This window comes from Lysinibacillus sphaericus, assembly GCF_015844675.1.
Classification (GTDB): domain Bacteria; phylum Bacillota; class Bacilli; order Bacillales_A; family Planococcaceae; genus Lysinibacillus; species Lysinibacillus sphaericus_E.
This window is the reverse complement of sequence record NZ_LDGC01000010.1, coordinates 57151-75092: the sequence shown is the minus strand read 5'-3', so window position 1 is coordinate 75092 and position 17942 is coordinate 57151. Positions and strand designations below refer to the sequence as shown.

Below are 17942 nucleotides of genomic sequence, written 5' to 3'. Positions count from 1 at the left end.
TATGAATATGAGCGAACGTAAAGCACGATTGAGACAGCTAAGTCGCGCTATCCATGCGTTGGCCAAGAAAGCCGGCAAAGGTAGACTAACAAGCCAGGAACAATTGCAACTCGTAGCGATGGACCGTGAAAGTGAGCGCCTGGAATCAATTATAAAAGGCGAACATGACGTAGCACACTTCGCATATGAATACTTTTCCGACGAACGCAATCCTGGCAATGATGCCGGAAATATTATCCGTAATTTCAGCGATGATCGACCGCATGAAACGATAGAAGAAACCGCAGCTATTCATAGCGATATGTATGACGTGTGTGATGCGATCACTAAACGTAAAGATAAGCGATTCGTTATTGCGGCGCCTCGCGGTCATGCGAAAAGTTCGATAGTCAGTACAATCAAAGCTCTTCATTCACTAGCATATGGACACGATAATTACATCCTTATAATTTCCGAGACAGATACGCTTGCTAAGCGATTGGTAGCGTCTATCGCTAATCAATTGAAGCATAACGAAAAATTACGCGAGGACTTCGGAGAGTTGCTTCACAAGCAGTCTACTAAGAACGAGCGCGATAACGAGGATACGTTCATTACTACGAATAAGCAGTTAGTTGAGGCATCGTCAGCCGGGAAAAGTCTACGAGGCAAGACGTTCAATTCTGCTCGTCCTTCGCTTTGTATATGTGATGATTTATCTTCACTGAACAATGAGGCGACGGAAGAACAACGCCAGAAGTTAATTCACTGGTGGAACTCAACGGTTGAGCCTTTACCTTCAGAGAATGGCGTAATTGCATTCGTCGGAACAAAAGTTACGGCAAACGGTCTATTGTCGCATCTACTGGAACGTCGCGACTATAAGCGACTATTTCATGCTGCAGTTATCAATGAGCCGGATAATCCGCATTTGTGGAGCGACTATTTGCATATGTACACTGGCGAAGCAACGGACGCTGAACTGGACGAATATTACGAGAAACATAGGGACGAACTAGAATCGGGCATAGAGTTAGCGTGGTCTAACCGTTGGACATACCGCGAGCTAATGCATGTTAAGGCGTCCATCGGCAGTCGTGCCTTTGCTTCGGAGTATATGAATCAATCATTCGCGAGCGATGAGCAACATTTTTCACCAGAGGACTACGCATACTGTCGACGAGTATTTGACGGACAACATCACCTAGATGCAATCGAATATAACGATAAGTATTACTATTTGCGAGATATGGATAAAGTAGCGTGCTGGGATCCTGCTTTGGCGGGTAGTAAAAGGTCGGCACTTAACGCATACGTAACGTTAGGACGCCATAAGGAAAGTGGACTCGTATTCGTATTAGATGTTTATGCAAGTCGACAAGTACCGTCGGAGTTTATCATGGAAATCTTACCGCGAATGGCTGAGTATAAGCCGCATAAATGCGTTGTTGAAGGTATTGGAGCGTACAGAGCTTATGCTGAACAACTAGAAGATACTATGCGACATAACTCTATCTATCACACGCGTATGAAAACCATTAAAACACATGGTACAAAGTCGAAGGCGAGCCGTATCGAGTCGCTAGAAGTACCACTAGCTAATAAGTCGCTCATTCTTAATCGCGATCATAAAGAGGTGTATCGAGAGTTACAAGAGTATCCTAACGGAGTCGTGGACGTTTTAGATGCGATTGAAATGGCGTTCTCTAGTGCTAAAAAACCGGAAGCAAGGATTATACCGAAACCAGATTGGATGTACGGTGTGTATCCAGAGTATAAAACGAATGTAACAGGCCGTCGTCAAATAGGGCGAGGGTTTCACTAAGATAACAGGAGGAATTACGATATGACAAACGAAATCAAATCAACAGAACTAATTACCGAGGTGGACTTAGATGTACTACCATCTATTCCAGTAGAGAACTACGACTTAACACAGCGCCAACTATTAGCTGCACAGCTTATCATTGTGAACGATTCATTACCGCGCAGTGGCAAAGGAAAGCGCCGATCATTTAGTGAAATCGCTGCAGATGTAGGTGTGTCACGTGAAACCTTATATGAATATCGGATGTCGCCGGAGTTCAATCGCTATATAAAGGATGCAGCGCAAGTTATCGCTAATGACTACGTGCTGCAGGCGTTGAGGAATATGAAAGGCTTAGCAGACGGTTCATTCTCAGGCACACCGTCCATTGGCGCCAACTTATTCTTCTTAAATCACGCTGGCATGGGCAATACGAAGCAACAGCACGAAATTACTGTTAACCAGGGCGGAGTTGGCTCGCAAGTGAGTGACGAAGATATTGCGCGTATCATTGCGAAAGCAGAGCAGGGCGACGTAGATGTTATCGATATGCCGACGAAGATGATTGAGGCAGATACAACGGAATAGTGTGGTTATTATCGGGCATGTAGGCGTAGTATAGCGCTTATGTGTCCGTCTTTTTTTATGCCTACGTTTACATATCGCCACTTAATCTAGGATTATTACGGAGATTACGTCAGGCAGAGGTGGCTGGCGGAAGGTCGCTCAAAAAATAGGGGGTCAAAAACAATGCAAATAAATGCGAATAAACGTTACATTTTATGCATTCGTAATCAATCGGACTGTTGCAGTTACATAACGTAACCATGCGTAGATACTGCGTTTGAGCGTTATGTATAAAATACTGCATAATGGGCAGTTTTGCGGTAGTTGAAGAACGTTGATATAACAACGTTTCGTAGGTTGTTTTAGTTTACATAATTATAATTTTGGGAAGCTAGAATGAATAAATATTCTTTCGCTATTCATTGCGTCAAAGTTACGTTAATTGAATATAGAAACCCCCCAACGGCCACCGATCATATCCCGCCTCTCTACGTCATACACAAAATAAATTTCATTTTTAAAGACGGTAGTCAGTGTAATCGGGATATTCAGCGCTGTCAGACGCATCGAGAATCGTTGAATCGGATAGTTAGCCGTCTGGAATCGTCTGAATGACGTTTAAAATCTAATAATTACGGCAATCCTTCAAATGAGCGTTTAATTGACGTATATAAATAGTTCATTGGGGGTTTTATAATGATTATGAGAACAGGCGACTTTTCTAAAAAATACGGTATTGAAGAACCGGTAATTCGTGGCTATGCGAGAGACATTCGTAAGGAAGTTCCGGAGTTTGCTCCTAAAGATTCGATAGGTGCAATTTATAAAGGTAATGACGCAATACAAATGGATTGGATGTTGAGCGAAGTTGCTTCGGGAAAAAGACCGAGAGATGTTATGCCTATCGTCATTGAACGTTTGAAACAAGGTACTGCTGTTTATGTACCGCCAGTTAGCGCAGAAGTTATTCCATCATCGACAACTATTCAAACAGCAAATAATGAACAACGTATTATAATAGAAGTAATTGTGAAGTTAGCGTAATTTATCTTTACTTTCGGATAAGCGTAGCGTAAACTATCGGTAATAGGAAAACGGTCGTTTACGCATTATTCGATTAAATGTCCGTTCAAATTAACGTTTAGCATGTCGGAGTATCTAACGCACTCTTTTCACGACTCAAAATCGTGTTCCTTTGGAGTGTCGGTTCGACCCCGACCACCGGTATCATCACGTACATATATGTTACGTTTAGTAAGTTTGGAAAGCTCACAAACCTTGATAGTACAGGGTTTGTGAGCTTTTTGCATTTTTGGGGTTACGATAGGAAACGATAAGAATCGAAATTATTTTAACTATTTTGAAGAGAGACAAAAGATACCCCCGTAATTATTGTAGGTTTGCATACGTTTGCTTCAAAGATAATTTTAACCCTCAACGTTCCTTTGACGCCATGTAGAACGGAGATCCATCTGAATCCCCGCAAATCAAATTTTCTGTGAAAAGTGTGAAGTAAAAATGTCCCCTGAGGGCTATTGTTTGCCTGTTACCACATTTGAAGTGGAGACGGACAAGTGCGGGTGCTTTCCCCTCATTTTTTTAATTAGGAATAGTATACTTTTTCTACTTTATATAATGTATGCTCGATAGTCGGGCAGAGAACTGCATCCACTTTGTAAAATTTAACTCGAAAGTATAAGCTTTTCAAAAAGTTCTTTATATTATTTTTTTGCTTAAAGGCAGGGAGAAATTCTGAATTTTTCTCCACATCACCAAAACTTTGAATCCATTGTTCTACATAAGTCTGACTAAGTATTTTTCTATTTAAAACACTAATTATGGATTTTACCATTCTCTCATCTTCCCCATCGGAGTAAACTCGATCTGTTATGGTCATCTTTTCGTAAACTAAATCGAGGATAGTAATGAGGTCATTTTTATCCAGTTCGGAACATTGAGCCAAATCTTCTAAAGCATCTGCTGCATGGGCTATAGCATGAGCCCAGCCCTTTTCTTCGTCATACCCACGGTAATCTCGCTCTTCTTGTACATTGTAAAATACTTTCTCTTTTATCTGATGAATTTGCTCTCTTGAGAGAAATGGTGATTCTCTATGCCTCATGAAGAAGAGCGGTATGACTAGCATGGAGAAAGATCGAGTGAAGACAGAGTCTGTATTTGTTTCACCAAGCTTAAAAAGCAAATGGTTTTTATCCAAAACAACCGGTAGAAGTTGTTCTAGTTCGTTTGCTGTTAGAGAATTATCAGGAATCCAATGAGATAAGGTTGTATAAATTAGCTCATCACGTAGTTGGGCATCCAAAGAACCGATGTTATTTATCATTTCTAGTATCAACTGGAATGTATCGGGGGGTGCTTGGTACCCATTTTCTTTTATTAATATCAACTTTTCTTTTAAATTCATTTTACACGCTCCTACTAGAAATTTTCTGAACTAACTTTTTCAAGGGTTTCTACTGACTATAAGGCTTCTTCCCTTACTATAAAGTACAGATAGGATCAGAGACTCCGCAATAGCAGAAGGGAATAAATTATTTCCAAGCGGTTTATTTCCTGATAAAATCCATAAAATCCCCCCTCCTTCGATGTATTTTATACGAAAACTTGCTATCTAAAAAACTTCTCCACCCGATTTTAGTATAAAGAACCTATATAATATTTTTCAGAATTTTCCTTGTAAGTTAATAGTTAGTGAGTTGTTATTTGTATACTAAATTAAATTAATCCAAATCGCAATAACTAATGGAATTTAAATTTTGGTGTGAAGAACATCTACTGAAGCAATAATTACAATTGATTTAACTGAAATTTACTACAAAATAAAAGGATGGTTTACTTGATAAATAATAAAATATTAAGAAAAGACAATATTCAGGAAATATTATCGTTGTCACCTACACAGTAAGGACTACTCTTTAAATATCAGATGGATCCTAAATCGAGCGAATACATGGAACAGGTTGTCCTAAATTAAAGGAGATATAACTGTTTATCCGATTTTGGTAATAATCTTGTAGTTTCATTTAGACCACCTCTCTATCCATGTTAGGGTTATTAGTTCTTGAAGTAACTGGGCATTATTTAATAAGAAAAGATAATAAGACAAAAATAGATAAAAAGCAAAGCGGGTTAGCCTTAAGCGTGAGTAGTATGGTTAAATTATTGTAGGAAAAGACATAATGCCTGTTAGGTAGCATTTATGATGAATAGAGAGGGTATGATTATGAACAGACACTTTTTTATTGCAGTTCCACTTCCTTCAGACATTAAAGCAGCTCTTAATGAAAAGTGTGAAAAAATGAAGTCAGCTTTTCATTTTAAACGATGGGTTCATCAGGAAGATTATCACATCACTTTGGCTTTTTTAGGTCATGCGGATGAAGAGGAGCAATTACAGGCTGTACTGAATGAAGCGAGGAAAAATCTTTTGAATGTATCTCCATTTGAATTAAAAATTCAGGGTTTCAATATTTTTGGAAGAAAAGAATATCCAAGAATTTTATGGGTCGATCTGCTCGAATCGCAGCAATTAAATGTTGTGCAAGAAATAGTATACCGAGATTGTATGAAGGTTGGATTTGAATTAGATAAGAAGCCCTTTGTCCCGCATATAACTGTTGCAAGAAAGTGGGATGAAGCATGCGGAAAAATTCCGTTCGAGGCATTGATGGAAGAGAATTTTCAGCTTCCTAAATTTCTAGTAGATGAAGTGGTTTTGTACGAATCAAAAATAGAGGAAACCCCAAAATATTATAAAAAAGCTTCCATGCGTTTAGATGGCCAATAGATCTCTGTCAAAAGCCTACTATAATAATGATGGATATTTCAATCAGCTCGTAAACCTAACAAAGAAAAGGTTTATGAGCTTTTTTTGTTAAAAACATCTCATAATTAATAATTAGTTCATCTTCCGTTCATTTAAGGATTTTATGCTAAGGATGTAAAAAGGAATGGAGGAGTTAACGATGAATCTTGCGTGGAAAGAAATTAAGAAGAATAAAGTAAGATTTTTAATATTAGGGTCAATTGTTTTTTTAGTTAGTTTATTAACTTTTATTATTTCTGGTTTGGCGAACGGATTGTCACAAGATAATGCCGCTCTAATTAAGGATTTACCACAAGGTCAATTTTATATGAATGAGGATGCAAATCAAACTTATAATCTGTCAAAAATAGATAGCGGTACACAAAATGAAATATTGAGCAAAGAAAAAGATGCAGTAGCTTTTTCATTACAAATGGGCTTTTTAAATGATCAGGACGATAAGCAGCAAAGCGTTGCCTTTGTTACATCTACCGCTTCAGATTTATTTGAAAATGTGAAACATAATGAAGTCGTATTAGACAGCTCAATGGAAGATAAAGGAATTAAAGTAGGAGATACATTAACGAATAATCAATTTGGTGGCAAGTTTGTAGTAAAGGGATTTGTCGATCAAAAGAAATATAGTCATGCACCTGTTGCCTATATTAATAAAGAGGATTATAAAGAAATTTACCGTGTGGATGAAATGCAGATGATTTTCGTACCAGACGGAGATTCTTCAAAAGAATTTGCTGGATTAGAATCATTTTCAAATAAAGAATTTCTTAACATAATCCCAAGCTATAACGCAGAACAAATGTCTTTAAATATGATTGTTTGGTTTCTAGTAGTCATTAGTGGGATGTTGTTCGCCATCTTCTTCTATATGATGAATGTCCAAAAAATCGGCTTATACGGAATTTTAAAGGCGATTGGTTTAAAAACAAGCAAGTTATTTAAAATGATATGGACACAGATGGCCATCATTACAGTTATTTCACTTGTTTTATCTGTAACCTTTAGCCAGGCCTTTAATCTAATAGCGCCAAAAGGAATGCCATTCACTTTAACGATTGCGACAACAACGCAATTATCGATTGTATTTCTAGTTATTGGATTTGTAGGCGCTACAATTTCAGCAATCCAAATTAAAAAAATTGAACCATTACAAGCGATACAGCAAGGAGAGGCTTAATATGACTTTATTTAAAATTGATGAAGTTAGAAAAACGTTTACGAATGGCGAGGTAGAGGAGGAAATACTTAAAGGGATAGATCTTTCATTAAAAGAAGGAGAAATAACTGCATTGGTAGGTGCATCTGGTTCCGGTAAAAGTACGCTTTTGACAATTGCTGCAGGACTTCAGCCTGCAACAGATGGATATGTTATATTTGAAGGAAAAAACCTGTCTATTATGAACGCTGAGGAGGTTCGAAAAGTACGAGCAAGTGAATTTGGGTTTGTCTTTCAATTTGCACACCTCGTACCTTTTCTTACAGTTGAGGAGCAACTGCTACTAATGCTAGATGTTTCTGAATCAAAATTAAAGAAACAGGAACAAAAAAATGAAGTTGATCGATTACTAAAATTAGTAGGGATGGATCATCGGAAAAATTCTTATCCTTCTGCATTGTCAGGAGGGGAGAAGCAACGTGTTGCCATTGCCCGTGCAATCATTCATAAACCGAAAGTACTATTCGCAGATGAACCAACTGCAAGCTTAGATTCACAACGATCAAAAGAGGTTATGTTATTAATTAAGGATTTAACTAAAACGTTAAACATTACAACTTTAATGGTGACCCATGATGAAGAGATGCTTGCTTATACGGACCGTATTATAAAAATGAGCGATGGTGTCATTTTGCAAGATGTTATTTAAATCGAGTAGTAGAAAGCCACAACCACAGCTTTTGATGGTTGTGGTATTTTTTTTGAATCAATGGATGATTTCAGTCTATGCGCAAATTACGAAATTTTTTTAAAAGCCTAGTGTTAAGTTACCAAATCGATAAACGAAAGCAGCATATTGTAGAAGGAAAGGAGGAGGTGATTTGACATGACGTTTGTTATTGCCTTAATAATTGTATTAGTAGGGTTAATAGCGGGATTCCAATTAAGCGAAGAACGGTCAGAAAAAGGGAGATATATCATTTGGGGTATCATTATAATGATTGCGTTTGCACCATTTTTATCATATATAATTGGCGTATTGTATGGAGTATTGATTAGAAATGGTTGGGCTGCATCGATTATGATGGTTTTATTTCCTATAATTTTTATCATAGGTCTTATTATTTTACTCTTAGGTATTTATAAGAAAAATGAAGAAGAGCATAATAACTAGCTACTTGTCTCTTAAAAGGGGTTAATTCGTTCAGTGTTTTTGTTATCTAAATTAAAGGTAAAAAGCCGCGAGACTCCTAGAATTGTTTTTCCAATGTAGTGTAAATGAAAATATAGCGAAGGAGACATATGCCTTCGTGTTCAAATTCTATTTTTTGCACTGATGCGGCTCGTGCCTTGCCGGCAGAAAAGCATAGCGGTTTTTTACCATCTAGAAGAAAACTTTTACGTTAAATACTTATGTTAATCGAGCTTTTCGGCTTACTTTACAGACCATTCTCATTAATGCCCTGTGAAACGAAGGGAAGATCGTAAAGACAACATCCATTGTTTTACGCATTGGCATAGGACAAATAATTGGCTTATTTTTGTGCACGCCTGCAATAGCGATTTTTGCTAGTTGCTGTGGAGACATCATTTTTTGTTTTTTCAATTGTTTGGACATCGCCAATTTATCTATATTAATAGCTGTTGCTTTATCAAAAATAGGCGTATCAACAAAAGTCGGACAGAGGGTACTTACCTTGATGCCAAATTCCTCAGCTTCATAGTGTAGTGATGTTGTTAAGCCCACAACAGCATGCTTCGTAGTTGAGTATGCAGCTGATATAGGAGATGGTCCCAACCCTGCAGCTGATGACGTATTGATGATATGACCAAAACCTTGCTCCTTCATGATTTGATACCCAACTTGTGTACCATAAACAATGCCCCATAAATTAATATCTACAATGTCTTTCCAATCGTCAATTGTCATGTCATAAATTTCACCATACATAGCTATACCAGCATTATTGAACAAATAATCTAATCGTTGAAATTCCTCATATACATTTGTAATGACATGTTCAACATTTTCGAAATCACTTACGTTTAATTTAACAAATCGAGCATTTGAAGTATCTTTATTTAGTTCTGCCTCTAGAAGACGTCCATCATGTTCGTTAATATCTGCAATAATAACAAATACGTGGCGACCTACTACCTCTTTGCAGATAGCCTTCCCTATACCTGATACACCGCCAGTAACAATCGCAACCTTTCTCATAATTATCACCTCTCATATGAATTCCTTAATGGACAGGGTGTTCCTGCAATTGAAGTCGTTTAATGACAGCTGAGTATTCTTCGACGACAAGCTCTGCTCCTTTACTATTTAAATGAATGCCATCCAACGTTAAATGTAGCCCTCTCTTTTTGGATAATCGATCAATCCGCAAAGGGTTTTTATACAACAGTACATCTTTCATCACTCGCATAACATTGGTGTTCACATATTCCGAACTAGTAACATGTTTTAATTGATGTTCAAAAACCGCTTGCATATTTAAAAAGCTAACATTTTCATATTTAGAAGAAATGGAATGAATAATGGAGGAGAGCTCTTTTAATTCCATATTGAGAGTATTTTCTATTTTCTCTCCTATTAAAGCTGGTGTTACTAAAACTACATGTTTAGAGGAGGCTAAAATCATTTCTAAAACATTTGCGTAGTAATCTTTAAACTCTTGATGATCTTTTGAAACCGGCTGTGCCTGTACTTTCAAAAGTTTAGTGTAGACATCATTGACACCAATCCAAAGAAAGCTAAGGTCATAAAAAGTAGCTAGCTTCGATTTCTCTAAGCGAGTGTGTAAGCTTTTCACTGTCTCACCTGGTTTACCGAGATTATCAAATTCTATATGTTGATGTTTAGCTCTTAATCGTTTAAAAAATGAAACCCCTGGTCGGCCTTCTGTTAAGCTGTCTCCGATACATGCAATTTTCATTTATATCCCACCTTTTTTATTTCTCTTAAAAAAATGGTAACTGCCTGATTAAAGAGTGGTTCTAATGCTTTAAGCTCCTGCGTATTTGTCAGCTGACATAAACCTCCTAGCCATGTGCCTAGTAGAACTGTCCACTCATCAATATTGCCATTAACAAATTCTCCTCGATCAATGCCTTCTTGAAGGATCGCACGATAAGCACCCATCGGTATAACCGCTAAATTATATAACTGTTCCACTGATTCAGGGCTCGACTTTGGATTGGAAGCTAGTTCTTGCCCGGATCTTAATAAAGGTGTTTGGTAATGATAGAGAACATGCATGGCCATGCCATATAGTTTCTCTGCTGCCGTGGAGTAGATAAACTCTTTTTGGAGCCATTTGTTGTGCCAATCTTGCATTGATTGTTGGGCTAGAAGTACAAAAAGCTTTTCTTTGTTTTCAAAATGGTAATAAATATGTCCCTTGCTGTAGCCTGAAGCGGTTGAAATATCTCCGACTGATGTTTGATTATAGCCTTTTTGAGAAAACAAACTAACCGCATGTTCCATAATATCAACTTTTGCTTTCTCGCTATCATAACGTCTTTTATTCAATGATTTACCCCTTTATAAAATTTGAACGGTCGTTCTAATTTGATTATACAATATTTTACTAATTAATGAATAGTTAAATACCTAATTCATCAAGTTTTTACAATTGCTATGGACAGAGCCATAAGGCACAATTTGGTTGGAGGAAATATTCACCAAACTGTTGAACTATTAATTATGCTTCAAAAATCAGGAGGGGAATAATATGGGGAGAGTAATAGGGTTTGAATTAAATAGTCAGGTGCCAGAAAAAGCGGCTACGTTTTATGCTAAGGTTTTTGGTTGGGAGGTAGCTGCACCTAATTGGGAATATTGGGGCGTAACAACTGGGGATGATCATAAGTCAGGGATTAACGGCGGTATTGCAAAGGGGCCATATGACTATCCTTTTGGAACACGTATTCAAATTGAAGTTGATTGTATCGATGATGCTATTTCAAAGGCTACGCAAAATGGTGCCGTTATTGTACGAGATCAAATGGGATTTGATGAATTTTATCTTGCTTATTTGGTAGATCCAACTGGGATTGGCATCGGCTTAATTCAGAATAAATAATTTGATTAACAAGTCTCTGTGAACGATTGGAGGCTTTTTTTTGTTAAAAATTACATTGGAAATAATGTCTAAAAAGTATATTATGAATAGTGGAGAAAGGGGGGGGAGGCATGGAAAAGATGTTAAAAGTAGTATGTTCACTATTATTAGCTGTTTGGTTAATACCGATTGAAAGTGTACATGCAGCGAGCTTCAAAGATGTGTCCAAAGATAATACATTGATAACGGAAATTGATTACTTAGTGGAAAAAGGAATTATTAATGGCTATCCTAATAATCTATTTAAACCAGATACAAATGTAACGAGAGCGCAAGTAGCTGTCATGCTAACACGTGCTTTAAGGTTGCAAACGACGAATGTCAAAGATCCAAAGTATCAGGATGTACCTACTACGCATCCCTATTATAAAGAAATTGCGGCAGTACAAAATGCTGGGATTTTCAATGCGGCACAGAAATTCAATCCGAATGCAACTCTTTCAAGAGGGAACATGGCGATTGTGCTGCAAAGAGCATTTAAAATAAAGGGATTTGAGACAAGCGACTTTACAGATGTTTCAGAGAAGACAAGTGGCTATAAGGAAATCTCGATAATTTATAATAATAATATAGCAAGAGGATATGATGATGGTTCATTTAGGCCCAATTTACCTTTAACGCGAGCGCATTTTTCAGCATTTTTAGCTCGTGCATTAACGCTATCGAATCCGAATCTATTAAAAGATACGGCGTATGACTACACGTATGCGCATTATTCGTTGGAAGACAAAAAACAGTATACATTAAACTATCAGTATAGTCATAATGACGGTAAGAGTGATGTGTGGACAGTAAGCGATTTGAATTCTAATAAAGTATTTAATAGTGAGCTTTTATTTAGCGATGGTTTTGTTTTTGGTCAAGGCGTTGATCGTGATTATGATTTATTTTACGATTTATTCTTCGGATTACCCCTTAGAATTGGCGTGATTCAACATGAGGATGATGGCGGGATAATTGGAGGTATCCGACTAACTGTTAAAGCAACAGATGGCACTGTCCAAGCAGGTGGTGTCAATTATAATCATGTAATTGTTCTAGAAGAAATGTCCATATACAGGGATGGAGTTTCAACATATTACTTTGTCGATGGTATCGGTTTAGTTAAAGAGCTTTACAATGATGTTGTTGTTTATGAGTTGCTCGATCGTACTGCCAAATAAATGTTTACCACATGAAAAGCAAGTCTCCTATTAATGAGGAGGCTTGCTTTTTGTCATGAAGTATCTAATCTAATGTTATATGAAAAAAACGATGAAGTGCTTGTCGCCAATCCTTTTCGTTATGAGTTGAATAGGTCGTTAGGGATTGTCCCTCGTATATTCGGAATTCATTGTTAAGCATCGTGTGTCGTCCGCGAGGGGTACGAATCATAGCAATTTTATTTTTTTGTTTAGAAAGTCTTGGCGCAAACTGTGCATCGTTAGCGTCATTGAAAAAACTATATAGAAAACGCCAACCATGCTTTGTCTGTTCGTATAGCATCCAGCCGTTCATTTCATCTCGTTCAATTTTATAAAGTTCATTACCTTCACGGTGTTGATGCCCAGCTATTAGTGGTACTGGCTTACAAGGAGCTACTGCACCTACCCCAACATCTGAAATATATGATTGACCAGCGAAATGGACAAGCAATAGCTGGTGCATAGGTACATCCTCAACAGGAGTATTTGCTTCAACATTGCGCCAAAACTGTGCATAGCGATTAGTTACAGAAAAGCCAAGCTCGCGAAGTAGCCAACTAAATAAAATATTTAGTTCAAAGCAATTGCCTCCACGATGTTGAATAATAATCTTTTGAAAAAGGTCAGGGATAACGAAGGAGATGCCATATTTCAAGGCAACATCTAGGTTCTCATAAGGAATTATATGTAGATGTCTTGTTTGGAGCTGACCAAGTAACTTAATAGAAGGCTCTAAAGATCCTTGAAATTGAATACGCTTTAAATATTGCTGTATTTGTGAATTCATAATATCGCCTCACTCCTTATTAAATAACATAACCGAAATTGCTTAAGAATACACGTGATTATTAGTAAGAAAATAATAGAAAAATAGGTAAATAACTTGTAAAATTAAAATATTAGCTACTATAAGAATAATATTCCCTATTAGTCTAGTTAATAATAATGATTGTAAGGTAGGTATACAAATGACAAGCGGAATTAAATGCGAAATGAAATGGATAGAAGTAAATTCATACGATGAAATGAGCGAAGTAGCAGCGGATATTTTCACTAAACAATTACAAGCAAAGCCAGCAAGTATTTTAGGATTAGCAACTGGTGGTTCTCCAGTAGGGATGTATAAAGAATTAGTGAAACGCCAACAAGCTGGACACATTTCTTTTAACGACGTGATCACTTTTAACCTAGACGAATATGTAGGTCTCGACCAATCAAGTCCCGCAAGTTATTGGACATTTATGCATGAGAACTTATTCAATCATGTAGATATTAAGGAAGAAAATATACATTTACCAAATGGCAAGGCAGAAAATTTAGATACAGAGTGTGTCGCTTATGATGCTCGAATCAAGGAAGCGGGAGGCATTGACCTTCAGCTATTAGGCATCGGCGTTAACGGACATATTGGCTTTAACGAACCGGGCACATCTTTCGAATCTTTGACTAATATCGTAGAGTTAACAGAATCTACACGCACAGAAAATGCCATCTATTTTGATGACTCAAAGGATGTACCGACGCATGCTATTACAATGGGCATTCAATCTATTATGAATGCCAAGGAAATCGTCCTCATTGCATTTGGTGAGAAAAAACTAGAGGCTATGGAAAAATTAAAAAGTGGGTTCATCACTGAAGATTTCCCAGCAAGCCAATTATTGAAACATCCGAATGTAACGATTATTTACGGCGGAACAAAATAGAAATTAAGCGTAGACTTTATATTTTTGAAGTCTGCGCTTTTTTTTTTGGATTCGACAGATGAACGAAGGCGAAGGATAGAGATGAGAGCGACGGAAAGGAAAGCCAAGGCGACGGATGGAAATGAGAGCGATGGAAAGAAAAGCCGAAGCGACGGAAAGGAAGGCGAGAGCGACGGAAAGAAGAGTCGAAGCGACGGATGGAAAGGCTAGGGCGACGGAAAGGATCGACAAAGCGATTGATAGAGAAATCCAAGCCGTGGATAGACTCACCAAAATCATGGATAAAACCTTCGAATCAACAGATAGAATGAGAACCTAAAAAGAGTGGAGCATTCACCCAGAAATTTAGATGTCATAGGCTCTAGCTTCGCCATTAATCAATGCTACAATAATACCTATATGCTAGAATGAGAAAAACAATAGGAGGGGTTAGGGTGAAAAGCACCGTACCACATTTAGAAAAGGGCGATACAGTTGGTCTTGTGGCTTTATCGAGTCAAGTAGAGCCCGAAAAGCTAGGAGATGCAATAGCCTTTCTTGAAGAGTTAGGCCTTAACTATATAATTGGGGATACGATTCAGGCAAAGCATGATTATTTGGCAGGTAGTGATGAGGAGCGTCTGGCTGACTTTCATGAGATGGTGAGAAATCCAGAGGTGAAGGCAATTTTTTGTGTTAAGGGGGGCTATGGCGCTGCTCGAATTGCGGAAAAGATTGACTACGGACTACTTGAGGAAAATCCGAAAATCTTCTGGGGCTTCTCTGATCTTACATATTTACATTGCGCGATAAATGAATATGCTAATTTAGTGACGTTTCATGGGCCGCTCCTTATGTCAGTAGATAGACTAGATGATTTATCAAAGAAAATGTTTTTACAGTTATTTTCACCGATGGAATTACAGTATACGGAGGATATTGCCCCGTTAACAACGATTGCACCTGGAGTTGCTCGTGGCCAGATGATTGGTGGCAATTTACGTCGTCTTGTTAACACATTAGGTACTAAATTTGAAGTTCGCACGGAAGGTAGAATTTTATTGATTGAGGACCTTGGAGAAACTATTCCAAAAATCGATGAGAATCTACAGCAATTAAAACAGGCGAGAAAGCTTGAACAGTTAGCAGGTGTTGTAATCGGTTCCTTTACGCAAACGGAAGCGGATGAAGCGGCACTAATGACTTTAATGAATGACTATTTTGCGGATTTAGGTGTTCCAGTTGTAGCAGGCTTTAAAATTGGCCATGATTCAACGAATATTGCTATTCCATTAGGCGTAGATGCTATTTTAGATGCACAGGAAAAGGTACTAAAGATTTTGCCTGGTGTGCATTAAAAAGAAGCATTTTATGTTATGTTAAATTGATTAAAAACAGGGGGTTAAGAAGATGGATATTGAGCGAAAATTATATCAGTCGGCGGTAGAATTGATCGAAAAAAGATATCCTTCTGGTTGGGGTGGTGCTGCAGCAATGTATACTGAAGATGGTCAGATTTTAACGAGCGTAGCACCAGACGTTATTAATGCCTCTACTGAATTGTGCATGGAAACCGGTGCAATACTTGAAGCGCATAAACTTAATACGAAGGTTACTCATAGTATTTGTATTGCCAGAGAAAACGAAAATTCAGTATTTACTGTGCTAACTCCTTGTGGTGTATGTCAAGAAAGGCTTTTTTATTGGGGTGAAAATGTAAAAGCGGCTATCACTAATCCGAATGGTGAATTGATATTTAAAACACTGAAAGAAATACAACCATATCATTGGTATAAAGCATACGAAAAATAATTAAAAAGTTCTTTTCTAATGTAATGAAGAATAACTTCTGTCACTAAAAAAAGACATTATATATTTGTTGTGAAAATATGTAATGTCTTTTTGATTTAATAAGGCTCTGCGTCATGACCTTTATCTACAGCCTTTTTAGGCGCTTTATCACCAGCAATATTGCCAAGTGGCTTTGATGAAGAAGAATCATTCTGAGCTTTTTGCAACCCTTCTTTTAACAAGCGACCATACTCCTCGTCTGCTTCCTCCGCTAATGAAATCATTGCCTCTTGAATGGCAATATTACAGACAGCTAAATCACGAATTAAGTTTTCAAGCAGTTCATCTCGCTCCCATTGCTCAAAATTGCGATAGGTTTCTCCAGCTTGCTTCGTATTACTTTGACGATCAATGGATTCTCGAACGAGATTGCCTTCCACAAGTGGTGTATGTTCCTTAGCCGTTTGGGTAGCTTCCTTTAAACCATTTAACATCGAGGGTTCATAGTTTATATGAGGATTTTGCCCTGGAGCTAAATCACGCTTATACAGCATTTGACCACCGTTTTGATTGGTTGCCACTCGTTTTTTAGGAGCATTGATAGGGAGCTGTAAATAGTTTGCACCTACGCGATGACGCTGTGTATCAGAGTAGGAGAAGGTACGCCCCTGTAACATTTTATCGTCCGAGAAATCCAATCCGTCCACAAGCACACCTGTACCGAAAGTAGCTTGCTCGACCTCTGCAAAATAATCTTCTGGATTTTTATTTAACACCATCTTACCAACTGGATACCACGGGAACTGATCATTAGGCCAAAGCTTCGTATCATCTAATGGATCAAAATCAAGCTCTGGATGTGGACCGTCCTCCATAATTTGGACGTTAAGCTCCCATTCAGGATAATCACCTTTTTCAATTGCATCGTATAAATCCTGTGTAGCATGATTGAAGTTTTTCTTTTGGATTTCTTCCGCTTCTTTTTGTGTTAAGTTTTTAATACCCTGTAAAGGTTCCCAATGATACTTTACAAGTACTGCTTTGCCTTCACTATTGACCCATTTATACGTATTGACGCCAGAGCCTTGCATCATTCGGTAATTAGCTGGAATGCCCCAAGGCGAATAAACGAATGTCACCATATGGAAGGATTCTGGAGAGCTTGCACAGAAATCAAAAAATCGTTCAACGTCTTGAATATTTGTAATAGGATCAGGCTTAAAGGCGTGAATCATATCAGGGAATTTCATAGCATCGCGGATAAAGAAAATTTTTAAATTATTGCCGACTAAATCCCAGTTACCATCCTCAGTATAAAACTTTACAGCAAAGCCTCGTGGATCTCGTAATGTTTCTGGTGAATGGCCACCATGAATAACTGTTGAGAAGCGCACAAAAACAGGTGTCTGTTTGCCCTTTTCCTGAAATACTTTAGCTCTTGTATAGTTAGAAATAGGATCATCCCCGACAACACCGTATGTCTCAAAATAGCCATGTGCCCCTGCACCTCGAGCATGAACAACACGCTCAGGAACTCGTTCGCGGTCAAAGTGACTTATTTTTTCTATAAAATCATAGTTTTCAAGGGTTGCAGGTCCACGATTACTGACAGTTCGTATATTTTGATTGTTAGTAATAGGATGCCCCTGTCGATTTGTCAAGGTCATGTCATGCTCGTCTGTTGAATCATGTTGTTTTGTCATTGTATAACTCCTTTCTTTCGATATAGCCATTTTGTCCATATTAGCGAACAAATAGACATGAAAAAACTCTCCTGCACATGAGATGAGTGAGTTAAC

At 37.8% G+C, this 17942-nt stretch carries 18 protein-coding genes; 12 read left to right on the top strand and 6 right to left on the bottom strand.

Annotated features, from left to right (window positions below):
* The first annotated feature begins 1 nt into the window (after position 1).
* The 3 genes from ABE34_RS03640 to ABE34_RS03630 all read left to right on the top strand — a co-directional run bounded on the left by ABE34_RS03640 (position 2) and on the right by ABE34_RS03630 (position 3397).
* On the top strand, positions 2–1804 hold the full coding sequence (locus ABE34_RS03640; protein WP_197140554.1) for a hypothetical protein: 1803 nt from the start codon (positions 2–4) through the stop codon (positions 1802–1804).
* 21 nt (positions 1805–1825) lie between these two features.
* Positions 1826–2374 (top strand): phBC6A51 family helix-turn-helix protein, encoded by a 549-nt coding sequence (locus ABE34_RS03635; RefSeq protein ID WP_197140552.1) that lies wholly within the window; start codon positions 1826–1828, stop codon positions 2372–2374.
* Positions 2375–3049: 675 nt separating this feature from the next.
* Entirely contained in the window at positions 3050–3397 is a 348-nt protein-coding gene (locus tag ABE34_RS03630; protein ID WP_197140550.1) for a hypothetical protein, read from the top strand.
* Positions 3398–3956: 559 nt separating this feature from the next.
* Here ABE34_RS03630 and ABE34_RS03625 read toward each other — a convergent pair.
* Positions 3957–4778 (bottom strand): DUF2785 domain-containing protein, encoded by an 822-nt coding sequence (locus tag ABE34_RS03625; protein WP_197140548.1) that lies wholly within the window; start codon positions 4776–4778, stop codon positions 3957–3959.
* 819 nt (positions 4779–5597) lie between these two features.
* On the opposite strand from ABE34_RS03625, the gene thpR reads away from it, so the two are divergent.
* The 4 genes from thpR (at position 5598) to ABE34_RS03605 (ending at position 8527) form a co-directional block, all read left to right on the top strand.
* Positions 5598–6161 (top strand): RNA 2',3'-cyclic phosphodiesterase, encoded by a 564-nt coding sequence (thpR, locus tag ABE34_RS03620; RefSeq protein ID WP_197229818.1) that lies wholly within the window; start codon positions 5598–5600, stop codon positions 6159–6161.
* Between the two features lie 178 nt (positions 6162–6339).
* Positions 6340–7374: an ABC transporter permease gene (locus tag ABE34_RS03615; protein ID WP_197140544.1), complete on the top strand. Its 1035-nt coding sequence runs from the start codon at positions 6340–6342 to the stop codon at positions 7372–7374.
* 1 nt (position 7375) lies between these two features.
* Entirely contained in the window at positions 7376–8062 is a 687-nt protein-coding gene (locus tag ABE34_RS03610; RefSeq protein WP_197140542.1) for an ABC transporter ATP-binding protein, read from the top strand.
* A gap of 177 nt (positions 8063–8239) precedes the next feature.
* Positions 8240–8527, top strand: coding sequence for a hypothetical protein (locus ABE34_RS03605; protein ID WP_197140540.1), 288 nt, complete (start codon positions 8240–8242; stop codon positions 8525–8527).
* Between the two features lie 237 nt (positions 8528–8764).
* Here ABE34_RS03605 and ABE34_RS03600 read toward each other — a convergent pair whose 3' ends face one another.
* Genes ABE34_RS03600 through ABE34_RS03590 form a run of 3 tightly spaced genes read right to left on the bottom strand, consistent with a single transcriptional unit; the run spans position 8765 to position 10891 of the window.
* Positions 8765–9574, bottom strand: coding sequence for an SDR family NAD(P)-dependent oxidoreductase (locus tag ABE34_RS03600; protein WP_206700623.1), 810 nt, complete (start codon positions 9572–9574; stop codon positions 8765–8767).
* 25 nt (positions 9575–9599) lie between these two features.
* Entirely contained in the window at positions 9600–10295 is a 696-nt protein-coding gene (locus ABE34_RS03595) for an SGNH/GDSL hydrolase family protein (protein WP_197140538.1), read from the bottom strand.
* On the bottom strand, positions 10292–10891 hold the full coding sequence (locus ABE34_RS03590) for a TetR/AcrR family transcriptional regulator (protein WP_197140536.1): 600 nt from the start codon (positions 10889–10891) through the stop codon (positions 10292–10294). Before ABE34_RS03590 ends, ABE34_RS03595 begins: the two co-directional genes overlap by 4 nt.
* Positions 10892–11093: 202 nt before the next feature.
* Here ABE34_RS03590 and ABE34_RS03585 point away from each other — a divergent pair, with 202 nt between their 5' ends.
* Together ABE34_RS03585 and ABE34_RS03580 are read left to right on the top strand one after the other, a co-directional pair.
* On the top strand, positions 11094–11444 hold the full coding sequence (locus ABE34_RS03585; RefSeq protein ID WP_197140534.1) for a VOC family protein: 351 nt from the start codon (positions 11094–11096) through the stop codon (positions 11442–11444).
* Positions 11445–11554: 110 nt separating this feature from the next.
* Positions 11555–12646, top strand: coding sequence for an S-layer homology domain-containing protein (locus tag ABE34_RS03580; RefSeq protein WP_197140532.1), 1092 nt, complete (start codon positions 11555–11557; stop codon positions 12644–12646).
* 64 nt (positions 12647–12710) lie between these two features.
* Here the strand turns inward: ABE34_RS03580 and ABE34_RS03575 are convergent, their stop codons facing one another.
* A complete protein-coding gene (locus ABE34_RS03575) occupies positions 12711–13454 on the bottom strand; it encodes an arylamine N-acetyltransferase family protein (RefSeq protein WP_197140530.1) in 744 nt (247 codons plus the stop codon).
* Positions 13455–13659: 205 nt separating this feature from the next.
* On the opposite strand from ABE34_RS03575, the gene nagB reads away from it, so the two are divergent.
* From nagB to ABE34_RS03555, 3 genes are all read left to right on the top strand, one after another.
* Positions 13660–14373 carry a glucosamine-6-phosphate deaminase gene (gene nagB / locus ABE34_RS03570; RefSeq protein WP_197140581.1) on the top strand — a complete coding sequence of 238 codons (714 nt, stop codon included), beginning with the start codon at positions 13660–13662 and terminating at the stop codon, positions 14371–14373.
* Between the two features lie 434 nt (positions 14374–14807).
* Entirely contained in the window at positions 14808–15710 is a 903-nt protein-coding gene (locus ABE34_RS03560; protein WP_346655520.1) for a S66 peptidase family protein, read from the top strand.
* Positions 15711–15762: 52 nt separating this feature from the next.
* The gene (locus tag ABE34_RS03555) at positions 15763–16164 is read left to right on the top strand and encodes a cytidine deaminase (protein WP_197140526.1); all 402 of its coding nucleotides are present in this window, start codon (positions 15763–15765) and stop codon (positions 16162–16164) included.
* A gap of 95 nt (positions 16165–16259) precedes the next feature.
* Here ABE34_RS03555 and ABE34_RS03550 read toward each other — a convergent pair whose 3' ends face one another.
* Positions 16260–17846 (bottom strand): catalase, encoded by a 1587-nt coding sequence (locus tag ABE34_RS03550; protein WP_197140525.1) that lies wholly within the window; start codon positions 17844–17846, stop codon positions 16260–16262.
* Between the last annotated feature and the right edge of the window lie 96 nt (positions 17847–17942).